Origin of the sequence: Mycolicibacterium llatzerense (genome assembly GCF_000878195.1) — a bacterium.
Classification (GTDB): domain Bacteria; phylum Actinomycetota; class Actinomycetes; order Mycobacteriales; family Mycobacteriaceae; genus Mycobacterium; species Mycobacterium llatzerense.
The window spans coordinates 38,011-49,272 of the sequence record NZ_JXST01000046.1; the positions used below are offsets into that span (position 1 = coordinate 38,011).

Consider the following 11,262-nt stretch of genomic DNA (forward strand, 5'->3'; position numbering starts at 1 on the left):
CGTCTCAGCTCGAGTAGCCGCGTGCCAGCAGGGGGCGCAGCTGTTCGGTCTTCTCCGGTGTCCATCCCGGCGGTTGCAGGATGGCCGCCCAGGCGTTGGCGACGTCGCGGATGAACACGTGACCGTGCCCGTCCGGCACCTCGACGGCCACCGCCATATCGGCCGAGACCTGCAGGAAGGTCACCACCGGAATCCATTCCATCCGTGGCGACACGTCGCGGCCGCGGGGTTCGCGCAACCAATCCGGCATGTGGAACAACAGATCCGGATTGAACCAGGAGATCGGATCGGACGGGTGCTGCAGATACACCACCCGTGGGTGGTGCCACGCAGTGTTCGGACGGTCCAAATCCGTTGGCTGCGAGACAAACCGGACGTACTCGCCCTTGTCGTAGATGGGCAGCTTCTCGGGGGAGCCGGCGTCGCGCCGGGCGGTCAGATCGGTCCAGATCGTATTCTGGAATGTCGGTCCCGAGAACAGGGCGCCGTCGGTTCGGGCGATCAGATTGTTGAGCGACAGGAACGGTGCCTCGCCGCCGAACGAGCCGAGACTCTCGCCGAACACCACGAGCTTGGGTCGTTTGCCTTCGGGCAGTTCACGGACCATCTCGTCAACCGCCTCGAACAGCTCTTGACCTGCCTGACGGGCGTTCTCCTTGTCCACCAGGAACGAGATCCAGCTGGGCAGGAACGAGTACTGCATGGACACGATCGCGGTGTCGCCGTTGTACATGTACTCCAGCGCTGATGCCTCGGCCGCGTTGATCCAGCCGGTACCCGTCGTCGTCGCGACCGCGATCACCTTGCGGTTCAGCCCACCGGTGCGTTTGAGTTCGTCGGCGGCCAGCCGGGCGGTGGCGCGGATGCCTTCTGCCGAGTGCAGGCCGGCGTATGCACGAATCGGCTCAATTGCTTTGACGCCGTTGAATTTCGACAGTTCGTCGACGGTCGGTCCGCCCTTGACGAACACCCGCCCCTGATGGCCAAGGGAGTCCCAGCTGGCCAGCGACTGCGGGCCGCCGGAGCGCAGCGTGCTGGTGGGTGCCGGGTTGTCGGTGTCGTTGTTGGCGTTCTCGAAGATGTTGTTGATCGTCGACATGGCGAAGCGGACCACGACGCCATTGAGGATCGCGATGAACAGGCTGACGACCAGGACGACGGCGACCACACCCGACACCCGCGGCGGCGCAACACGTTCCAGCTGGCGCACCAGGAACAGCACGAGCTTGCGCACCAACTGTCCGAATTCGACGAACGCGAACAAGAAGACGACCGACAGCACTGCCGTGAGCGGGTGATCCCAGAAACCCATGCGCGGCACGCCCATCATGTCCCGGACGTCGTCCTGCCAGACGTGGAACCAGATGATCGCGAGCACCTGGCCGATGGTGCCGACCCCGATCAGGGTCAGCCAGGCCCAGCGCGGAGCCTTGGGGCTGCTGTCCTTCGACCGCATGTAGCGCACCAGCCAGACGCCGAGGACTCCGAAGCCGTAGCCGCACGCGCCGGCGGCACCGCTGACGATGCCCTGGAACAGCGGGCCGCGCGGCAACAACGACGGAGTCATCGACAGCCAGATGAACATCAGGCCCACTGCGGTGCCGAAGAACGTGTAGCGGCGAACCCACCAATCCGACGGCGGCTCTTCCAGTTTCGCCGCCAGCGACTCCTCACCCGACGGGTCGGCTACCGCGATAGCGGAGCCGTCGTCGTCGGCAGGATCAGCGTCTTGAGCAGTGTCGGCCACCGCTCGACTTTACCGATGCGTGAAGTTCGGTGCGCGCTTCTCGGTGAAGGCCGCCATGCCCTCGGTCTGGTCGTCGGTGGCGAAGGCCGAGTGGAACAGCCGGCGCTCGTACAGCAGGCCCTCGGCGAGGGTGCTCTCGAAGGCACGGTTGACGGCCTCTTTGGCCATCCGCGACGCCGAAAGGGACATGCCGGCAATGGTTTTGGCGACGGCGTTGGCCTCGTCGAGCAGTGTGTCGGCGGGGACCACGCGCGACACCAGGCCGCAGCGCTCGGCCTCTTCGGCGTCCATGTTGCGGCCGGTGAGGATCAGGTCCATCGCCTTGGCCTTGCCGACGGCGCGGGTCAGGCGCTGGCTGCCGCCCATGCCGGGCAGCACGCCCAGCTTGATCTCGGGCTGGCCGAATTTGGCGGTGTCGGCGGCGATCAGCAGGTCGCACATCATGGCCAGCTCACAACCGCCACCGAGCGCGTAGCCGGCGACGGCCGCGATGGTGGGGGTGCGGGTCGCGGCGAACTTGTTCCACAGCGCAAAAAAGTCCTGCGAGAACACGTCGGCGAACGTCAGGCTCGCCATCTCCTTGATGTCGGCGCCCGCGGCGAAGGCCTTCTCGCTGCCGGTGATGATGACGGCGCCGATGCCCGGGTCGGCGTCGAGTTCGGCTGCGGCCGTGGTGACTTCGGCCATCACCTGGCTGTTGAGCGCGTTGAGGGCCTTGGGCCGGTTCAGGGTGATGGTCGCGACGCGGTCGTCGCGGGTGACCAGGATGGTTTCGAACGTCATCAGGGCTCCTAGAAGGTCAGGTCGGGGTCGGCGGAGACGAAGTAGGCGTCGACGTCGGCGGTGGTGCAGTCCGACAGATTAGCCGGGGACCACTGCGGGTTGCGGTCCTTGTCGACGAGCTGGGCGCGGATGCCCTCCACGAAATCGTGGGACTTGTGCGACGCCATCGAGACCCGGAATTCCTGGGTGAGGACGTCCTCGAGGGTCGGCAGCTTGGCGGCGCGGCGCACGGCCTCCAGTGTGACGGTCAGCGCGATGGGGGACCGGGTGGCGATCAGGTCGGCTGCGGCGTTGGCCTCGGCGGCCTCATGGCCGCGCAGGTTCTCCAGAATCTCCGCGACGGTGTTCGCGGCGTAGCACTGGTCGATCCAATGCTGTTGTGCCAGTAGCTCACTGGCCGGTGGCTCGATGGCGTACTTCGCCAGGGCCGCGTCGGGTCCATCGCTGATGACCAGGTCCCGGAAAGCGGCGAGGTCGGCCTGCGGGACGAAATGGTCGGCGAATCCCAGGGCGATGGCGTCCGCGCCGGAGAACGGGGCACCGGTGAGTGCGGCGTGCAGGCCGATCAGGCCGGGTGCCCGCGACAGCAGGTAGGTGCCGCCGACATCGGGAATGAAGCCGATGCCGACCTCGGGCATGCCGAGCTTGGTCTTCTCGGTGACGACGCGGATGTTGCCGTGCGCGCCGACGCCGACGCCGCCGCCCATCACGATGCCGTCCATCAGTGAGACGTACGGCTTGGAGTAGCGGCCGATGTGGGCGTTGAGGAGATATTCGTCGTGCCAGAAGGTCCTGGCGTTGTCGTCGCCGGCCTTGGCGCTGTGGTAGAGCGCGATGACGTCGCCGCCCGCGCACAGGCCGCGCTCGCCGGCACCGGTCAGCAGGACCGCACGCACGCTGTCGTCGTGCTCCCACGCGGTGAGCGCATCGGCGAGGCCCGTGACCATCACATGGTTGAGCGAATTGATGGCCTTCGGACGGTTCAGCGTGACGACGCCGACGCCGTTCTCGACATTTACTAGGATATCCTCGTTTTCCGCCACGGTAAGCAATCTAGATCGTTGCGCGTCGGCTACGTCGACCAGGTACCGTTTCACAGTAAGTTCCCAGTTTTTCCGTCTCGCCGGGAACCAACACCCGAAGTCGTACGTTGTGTGGGTGTTCGTCAGCAGACGGACCACAGCTTCAGGAGAGGAACCCGACGGTGCGCGAGAGCAGCAACCCGATATTTCGTTCCCTGCCCAAGTCGCAGGGCGGATACGCGCAATTCGGTAGTGGCGCAGCCGCATATGGTGCCCAGCAGACCATGGCCCAGCCGTACACCGAGTACCCGCAGCAGCAGGCTGGTTTCGCCCGCCCGCTGACCATCGACGACGTCGTCACCAAGACCGGCATCACGCTGGCGGTGCTGACGGTCAGCGCGGTCGTTTCGTACTTCACGATCATGTCGAACCTGGCGCTGGCCGGGCCCATCGCCATGATCGGTGCCCTGGGCGGCCTGGTGATGGTCCTCATCGCCACGTTCGGCCGTAAGCAGGACAACCCGGGCATCGTGCTCACCTACGCCGTGCTGGAGGGCATGTTCCTCGGCGCCTTCTCGTTCATCATGGCCAACTTCGCGGTGTCCGGCGCCAACGCCGGCGCCCTGATCGGCCAGGCGATCCTCGGCACCTTCGGTGTGTTCTTCGGCATGCTCGTCGTCTACAAGACCGGCGCCATCCGCGTCACCCCGAAGTTCACCCGCATGATCGTGGCCGGCATGTTCGGCGTCCTCGCGCTGATGCTCGGCAACATGGTCATCGGCTTCTTCAACGGCGGCGCCGGCATGGGCCTGCGCAGCGGCGGCACCATCGCGATCATCTTCTCGCTGGTCTGCATCGCGCTGGCGGCGTTCAGCTTCCTGCTCGACTTCGACGCGGCCGACCAGATGATCCGCGCCGGTGCGCCGGAGAAGGCGGCGTGGGGCGTCGCGCTCGGCCTGACCGTCACCCTGGTCTGGCTGTACGTGGAAATCCTGCGACTGCTGAGTTACTTCAACAACGACTAGCTCCGTTGACAGAGAAGGGGCGTCCGCTTCGGCGGGCGCCCCTTCTTCGTGTCACGGTGCTGTCGGTCAGACCACGCGCGGCGTGACCCGGCTCGCGGCTTCGGCAGCGTTGCGTCGTGCGGTGTCGACATCCGCGGCGCGGGCCAGGGCCACGCCCATCCGGCGGGTCCGGAAACTCTCCGGCTTGCCGAACAGGCGAATGTCGGTGCCCGGCACCTGCAGCGCGTGATCGACGCCGTCGAAGACGATGCCCTCGGCCTCGACACCGCCGTAGATCACCGCGCTGGCCCCTGGCGTCTTCAGTGAGGTGTCCACCGGCAGGCCGAGGATCGCGCGGGCGTGCAGCTCGAACTCGTTCTGCCACTGCGTGATCATCGTCGTCATGCCGGTGTCGTGCGGCCGCGGGCTGACCTCGCTGAACCACACCTGGTCGCCCTTGACGAACAGCTCGACACCGAAAACGCCCTGCCCGCCGAGGTTTTCGGTGACCTTGTGCGCGATCTGCTGGGCATTGGCCAGGGCGGCGGCCGACATCGGGTGCGGCTGCCAGCTCTCCACATAATCGCCGGCGACCTGACGGTGCCCGATCGGTTCGCAGAACTGGGTTTCGACCTGGCCCTCGGCGCCTGTGGTGTCCCCCGTCGCTTCGCTCGCCCCAACGGCACGGACGGTCAACAGCGTGATCTCGTAATCGAAGTCGACGAAGCCCTCGACGATGATCCGGGTGTTGGTGACGCGCGCGCCCCGCCCATCGCGTAGTCCCAGGCCTTCGCGACGTCGTCCGGTCCGTCGAGCTTGCTCTGGCCCTTGCCCGAGCTGCTCATCACGGGCTTCACCACGCACGGGTAGCCGATGCCGCCATCGATGGCGGCCTGGAGCTCTTCCAGCGAGTCGCAGAACTTGTAGGGACTGGTCGGTACCCCGAGCTCCTCGGCGGCCAGCCGGCGGATGCCCTCGCGGTCCATCGTCAGGCGGGCGGCCCGAGCCGTCGGGATCACCCGCACCACACCGGCGTCCTCGAGTTCCTGCAGCGCCGGCGTCGCGATGGCCTCGATCTCGGGCACCACGAGGTCCGGCTTCTCGGCCTCGATCAGTGCTTTGAGCTGGTCGGGGTCGGTCATCGAAATGGTGCGCGCGTGGTGCGCGACCTGATGTCCCGGTGCGTTCGGGTAGCGGTCGACGGCAATGGTCTCGACGCCCAAGCGTTGCAACGCGATAAGCACTTCGCGACCGAGTTCGCCGGAGCCGAGCAGCATGACCTTGGTCGCGCTGGGCGACAGTGGGGTTCCGATGGTGATCATCGGGGGCTGAGTCTAGGGGGTGCGGCCCGATTTGCGTTGACCCGGAATCGTGGGCGCATGTCACTCGAATAAATGCGCCATGGTTTCCGAGTCGACGGCGTGGCGGCCGAGAAGCACGTTGATCCGGAACCCTGGGCGTTCGCTACTTGAACTTTTGCGCCATGGTTTGAGGGTCAACGCAAAACGAGGGCCCCGCACCGAAGCGCGGGGCCCTCGAAGAGACGAAACTAGCTGAGCCGCTCGATGATCATGGCCATACCCTGGCCACCACCGACACACATGGTCTCGATGCCGAACTGCTTGTCGTGGGTCTGCAGGTTGTTGATCAGCGTCGCGGTGATGCGGGCGCCGGTCATGCCGAACGGGTGGCCGAGGGCGATGGCGCCACCGGAGACGTTCAGGCGGTCCTCGTCCATGCCGAGGGCGCGGGCCGAGCCCAGGACCTGCACGGCGAAGGCCTCGTTGATCTCGTACAGGTCGACGTCGCCGATGTTCATGTTGGCGCGGCCGAGGGCCTGCTTGACGGCCTCGATCGGGCCCAGGCCCATGATCTCCGGGGACAGACCCGACACACCGGTCGAGACGATGCGCGCGAGCGGGGTCAGGCCGAGGGCCTTGGCCTTCTCGTCGCTCATGATCACCAGGGCGGCGGCGCCGTCGTTCAGCGGGCAGGCGTTACCGGCGGTGATGGTGCCGTTCGGGCGGAACACCGGGTTCAGCTGGCTGATCTTCTCGTAGGTGGTGCCGGCGCGCGGGCCGTCATCCTTGGAGACGATGGTGCCGTCGGGCAGGGTGACCGGGACGATCTCGCGCTCGAAGAAGCCGGCGTTGATGGCCTCTTCGGCCTTGTTCTGCGACCGGACGCCCCAGTGGTCCTGGTCCTCGCGGCTGATGCCGGTGTGCAGGACGACGTTCTCGGCGGTCTGGCCCATGGCGATGTAGACGTCCGGGAGGACGCCGTCCGCGCGCGGGTCGTGCCACTCGGTGGCGCCTTCGGCCTGCTTGAGGGTGCGGGCCTGGGCCTCGTCGAACAGCGAGTTCTTGCTGTTCGGGGCACCGTCGGCGGCACCAACGCCGAAGCGCGACACGGTCTCGACACCGGCCGAGATGAACACGTCACCCTCGCCGGCCTTGATGGCGTGGAACGCCATGCGGGTGGTCTGCAGCGACGACGAGCAGTAGCGGTTGACGGTGGTGCCCGGCATGAAGTCGTAGCCGAGCTCGACGGCCACGGCGCGGCCGAGGTTGTAGGCGGCCTCGCCACCGGGTTGTCCGCAACCGATCATCAGGTCGGCGACGTCGCGCGGGTCCAGCGCGGGGACCTTGTCCAGTGCGGCGCGGACCATCTGCGCGGCGAGGTCGTCGGGCCGCATGGTGGCCAGTGACCCCTTGACGGCACGGCCGATGGGGGAGCGGGCGGTGGAGACGATGACGGCTTCGGGCATGACGGGAGCTCCTAGTCGATCCAAAGGAAAAAAAGGTATTGCTTTCCTCGGAATTTATCCCGTCACAGGAGCGACGATCGGCGCGGGTACGCCTGTCGTGCGCCGCCACAGACGTGACACGTTTGTCAACCGCGCCAGCGCGTTGGTCTCGTCGGAGGTCCTGGAGACCAGCGCCGATGTCGGCGGCGAGTCAGTTGTCCACTCGCCCAACGCTTCACACAACGCGGGGAGCAGCTGCTGGGCGGCCAGCGAGTACCCGGCCGCCGACGGATGGAACATGTCCGAAGAGAAGAGCACCTCGGGTGCCTTGAGGAAATCGGGCGACAGCAGGTCGGAGAACGGCACCGGCACGCCGCCGAAGGTGCGGACCTGGCCGGCCTGGGCCCGGGCCAACCGCAGGCCACGATTGCGGGTGACGAAGCGCAGCGGTTGCGGGATTGCGGCGATGGCGCCGAAGTCCGGGCAGGTGCCGACGACGACGACCGCGCCGCTGGCGTGCAGGCGCTGCACGGCGTTGCCCAGCCGGTGGGCCGACTGCCAGATGCCGTTGACGGCGGTGATGTCGTTGGCGCCGATCATGATGACCGCGGCGTCCGGCGGTGGACCCGCGACGAACATGGCATCGATCTGGCCCGACAGACCCTTGGAGGTCGCGCCCACAATGGCCTTGGTGGACAGCCGGATTCGCTTGCCGGATTGCTGCGCCAGCCCGCGGGCGAGCAGTACGCCGGGCACTTCGTCTGCGCTGTGGCAGCCGTATCCCGTGGCAGTGGAGTCGCCGAAGACCATCAAATGCAGGTCGAAAGGCACCCCGCGCTGCCATTTTTCGACGGGTCCGCCACCGGGGCCGTAGACGCCGTCAGCCCTGGGTGGCACGTCCCACGACTTGGGTATCACTCGGCGGGCCTTGGCGGCCTGCCCGGTCAACAGGTTTCGCGCCCCGACGTAGAACGAGCCCGTCGAGGCAATGGTGGCTGCTGCCGCCAGCGCGATAGTCGTTCGGCGAGGTGCACGTGTGCCCACGGCGTTCAGTTTAGGTGCGTTGCGCAGATTCGCAGGTCGATGAACCCCGGGTGGCGCGGTTACGTAAATATATCGACTAGGGCATCAATTTGAGCACTTTGATTGTTGATCTATGTACCAGTGGCAAGCTAAGTTACGCGGGTTGTCTAACAAGTGACGTAGGTAACGAAGTACACCGGGAACTACAAAGGCGTAGGAGTGGTGGCGATGACCGCACCGAGTAGGGTCGTCAGGACCCATAGTGTTGGCATAAGTGCTGTTAAGGGGCGGAAACCACGCCGCTACCCGGTCAGCGACGGCGCGCCGGTAGAGATCGTCGAGGACGGTCCGAGCCTTGCTGGACGCCTGATGTCAGTGGCCGCAACCCTCGCCATCAAGTCAACTCTGACCATCGGCAGCTACGTTCCGAAGGCCCCCTGGCCATGGGGAATGGTCGACTTCGTCGCCCGCGTCATGAGGCCCGAGCCGGGTACCATCCGCGCCACGATCGGTTTGCCGAACTGTACGGCGCAACTGGTCCGCGCCAAGGGCGTGCTGCCGGCCGACGGCAGGCGCAGCGTCATCCTCTACATGCACGGCGGGGCGTTCCTGACCTGCGGCGTGCATACCCACGCCCGCGTGGTCGGCGCGCTGTCGAAGTACGCCGACGCCCCCGTCCTGGTCGTCGACTACCGGATGATCCCCAAGCATTCGATCGGTGAGGCCATCGAGGACTGCTACGACGCCTACCGCTGGCTGCGCCTGAAGGGCTACGAGCCGGATCAGATCGTGCTGGCCGGGGATTCGGCCGGCGGCTACCTGTCGCTGGCGCTGGCCGAGAAGCTGCAGGAGGACGGCGAGCTGCCGGCCGCGGTGGCGACCATGTCGCCGCTGTTCGAGATCGACAACGAGAGCCGGGCCCAGCACCCGAACATGAAGTCCGACGCGATGTTCCCGGCGCACGCCTTCGACGCGCTGGTCGAACTCATCGAGGACGCGGCGTCGCGCCACATCGTCGACGGCCGGCCGGAAGAGGTGTACGAGCCCCTCGACCACATCGAGCCGGGGCTGCCGCGCACCCTGATCCACGTCTCCGGCTCCGAGGTGCTGCTGGGCGACGCCCGCAAGGCCGCCCACATGCTGGCCGCCAGCGGCGTGCCGGTCGAGGTGCACGTCTGGCCGGGTCAGATGCACGTGTTCCAACTCGCTGCCCCGCTGGTCAAGGAAGCCGACCGCTCGCTGAAGCAGATCGGCGAGTACATCCGCGAGGCAACCTGGTAATCCGGTATGCGCAACCAGGGTGCGGCCTGACAACATGTACCCATGCGCATCGCCCGGCACATCAGTGAGCTCATCGGCAATACGCCTCTGGTCCAACTGAACTCGGTTGTCCCAGCTGGCTCCGGGGTGGTGGCAGCCAAGATCGAGTACCTCAACCCCGGCGGCAGCGCCAAGGACCGCATCGCGGTCAAGATGATCGACGCCGCCGAAGAGGCGGGACTGCTGAAGCCGGGCGGCACCATCGTCGAACCCACCTCCGGTAACACGGGCGTCGGGCTCGCCATCGTCGCGCAGCAGCGCGGTTACAAGTGCATCTTCGTCTGCCCCGACAAGGTCAGCGAGGACAAGCAGAACGTGCTGCGCGCGTACGGCGCCGACGTCGTCGTCTGCCCGACGGCCGTGGCCCCCGACCATCCGGACAGCTACTACAGCGTCTCCAACCGCCTCGTCAGCGAGATCGACGGTGCCTGGAAGCCCGACCAGTACTCGAACCCGAATGGTCCGGCCAGTCACTACGAGACCACCGGCCCGGAGATCTGGGCCGACACCGACGGCAAGATCACGCATTTCGTGGCGGGCGTCGGCACCGGCGGCACCATCACGGGCACGGGCCGCTACCTCAAAGAGGTCTCGGGCGGCCGGGTGAAGGTCGTCGGCGTCGACCCCGAGGGCTCGGTGTACTCCGGTGGCACCGGCCGGCCGTACCTCGTCGAGGGCGTCGGTGAGGACTTCTGGCCGTCGGCCTACGACCCGAGCATTCCCGACGAGATCATCGCCGTGTCCGACGCCGATTCGTTCGAGATGACCCGGCGCCTGGCGCGTGAAGAGGCCCTGCTGGTCGGTGGCTCGTGCGGCATGGCCGCGGTCGCCGCGATCAAGGTCGCCGAGCGGGAGGGTCCCGACGCGGTCGTCGTCGTGCTGCTGCCGGATGGCGGAAGAGGTTATCTGTCAAAGGTTTTCAACGACGAGTGGATGTCGTCGTACGGCTTCCTGCGGAGCCGGCTGGATGGCACACCCGAGGAACACACCGTCGGCGACGTGCTGCGCGGCAAGTCCGGCGCGCTGCCGGACCTGGTGCACACCCACCCGTCGGAGACGGTGCGCGACGCCATCGGCATCCTGCGCGAGTACGGCGTCTCGCAGATGCCAGTGGTCGGTGCCGAGCCGCCCGTGATGGCCGGTGAAGTGGCGGGCAGCGTGTCCGAACGTGAGCTGCTCTCAGCGGTTTTCGAGGGCCGGGCGAAGTTGGCCGATGCGGTGGCGCAGCACATGGGCCCGCCGCTGCCGCTGATCGGTGCCGGCGAGCTGGCGTCCGCGGCGGCCAAGGAACTGCGCGAGGTCGACGCCGTCATGGTCGTCGACGACGGCAAGCCGGTCGGCGTGCTGACCCGGCACGATCTGCTCGGCTTCCTGTCACAGGGCGGCTCGCGCAAATAAGCCGCGTAAGCAGGGGAGATTGACTTATCTTCTCCGATAGGGCGAGATGCTCGCTTCTCGCTAATTCACCTTTGGAAAGGCCGCAATGACCGAGTACCCGCCACCGCCGCCCGGGAATTTCCCGCCGCCCCCTCCGGGGAACTTCCCGCCGCCTCCGCCGGGCGGTTACCCGCCGGCTGGTGGGTACCCCGCTGCAGGTGGCCCGCCGGACAACAACCT

8 protein-coding genes and 1 pseudogene are annotated in these 11,262 nt (G+C 66.8%); 3 read left to right on the plus strand and 6 right to left on the minus strand.

What is annotated here, in order from left to right; genetic code table 11:
• Positions 1 to 4: 4 nt before the first annotated feature.
• From TL10_RS24925 to TL10_RS24935, 3 genes are read right to left on the minus strand one after another with little or no spacing between them, the layout of a single operon-like run.
• The gene (locus tag TL10_RS24925) at positions 5 to 1,696 is read right to left on the minus strand and encodes an alpha/beta hydrolase (protein WP_423136077.1); all 1,692 of its coding nucleotides are present in this window, start codon (positions 1,694 to 1,696) and stop codon (positions 5 to 7) included.
• Between the two features lie 60 nt (positions 1,697 to 1,756).
• On the minus strand, positions 1,757 to 2,530 hold the full coding sequence (locus TL10_RS24930) for an enoyl-CoA hydratase (RefSeq protein WP_043395843.1): 774 nt from the start codon (positions 2,528 to 2,530) through the stop codon (positions 1,757 to 1,759).
• A gap of 8 nt (positions 2,531 to 2,538) precedes the next feature.
• On the minus strand, positions 2,539 to 3,573 hold the full coding sequence (locus tag TL10_RS24935) for an enoyl-CoA hydratase/isomerase family protein (RefSeq protein WP_043395840.1): 1,035 nt from the start codon (positions 3,571 to 3,573) through the stop codon (positions 2,539 to 2,541).
• A 161-nt stretch (positions 3,574 to 3,734) separates the two neighbouring features.
• Between TL10_RS24935 and TL10_RS24940 the strand changes: the two genes are divergently transcribed.
• The gene (locus TL10_RS24940; protein WP_043395837.1) at positions 3,735 to 4,577 is read left to right on the plus strand and encodes a Bax inhibitor-1/YccA family protein; all 843 of its coding nucleotides are present in this window, start codon (positions 3,735 to 3,737) and stop codon (positions 4,575 to 4,577) included.
• 66 nt (positions 4,578 to 4,643) lie between these two features.
• Here the strand turns inward: TL10_RS24940 and purT are convergent.
• The 3 genes and pseudogenes from purT to TL10_RS24955 all read right to left on the minus strand — a co-directional run bounded on the left by purT (position 4,644) and on the right by TL10_RS24955 (position 8,346).
• Positions 4,644 to 5,878, minus strand: a pseudogene (gene purT, locus TL10_RS24945) (formate-dependent phosphoribosylglycinamide formyltransferase).
• 227 nt (positions 5,879 to 6,105) lie between these two features.
• On the minus strand, positions 6,106 to 7,323 hold the full coding sequence (locus tag TL10_RS24950) for an acetyl-CoA C-acetyltransferase (RefSeq protein ID WP_043395831.1): 1,218 nt from the start codon (positions 7,321 to 7,323) through the stop codon (positions 6,106 to 6,108).
• Positions 7,324 to 7,377: 54 nt separating this feature from the next.
• Complete coding sequence (locus tag TL10_RS24955; protein WP_043395828.1) at positions 7,378 to 8,346, minus strand: SGNH/GDSL hydrolase family protein; 969 nt, start codon at positions 8,344 to 8,346, stop codon at positions 7,378 to 7,380.
• Positions 8,347 to 8,553: 207 nt separating this feature from the next.
• Here TL10_RS24955 and TL10_RS24960 point away from each other — a divergent pair, with 207 nt between their 5' ends.
• Positions 8,554 to 9,606 (plus strand): alpha/beta hydrolase, encoded by a 1,053-nt coding sequence (locus tag TL10_RS24960; RefSeq protein ID WP_043396066.1) that lies wholly within the window; start codon positions 8,554 to 8,556, stop codon positions 9,604 to 9,606.
• Between the two features lie 42 nt (positions 9,607 to 9,648).
• Positions 9,649 to 11,043 (plus strand): cystathionine beta-synthase, encoded by a 1,395-nt coding sequence (locus tag TL10_RS24965; RefSeq protein ID WP_043395825.1) that lies wholly within the window; start codon positions 9,649 to 9,651, stop codon positions 11,041 to 11,043.
• The last annotated feature ends 219 nt before the right edge of the window (positions 11,044 to 11,262 follow it).

What these genes read in the sequence shown, in the direction of transcription:
- TL10_RS24965 (WP_043395825.1), top strand. Translation starts at nt 9,649, where the DNA reads ATGCGCATCGCCCGGCACATCAGTGAGCTCATCGGCAATACGCCTCTG.
- TL10_RS24930 (WP_043395843.1), bottom strand. Translation starts at nt 2,530, where the DNA reads ATGACGTTCGAAACCATCCTGGTCACCCGCGACGACCGCGTCGCGACC.
- TL10_RS24960 (WP_043396066.1), top strand. Translation starts at nt 8,554, where the DNA reads ATGACCGCACCGAGTAGGGTCGTCAGGACCCATAGTGTTGGCATAAGT.
- TL10_RS24950 (WP_043395831.1), bottom strand. Translation starts at nt 7,323, where the DNA reads ATGCCCGAAGCCGTCATCGTCTCCACCGCCCGCTCCCCCATCGGCCGT.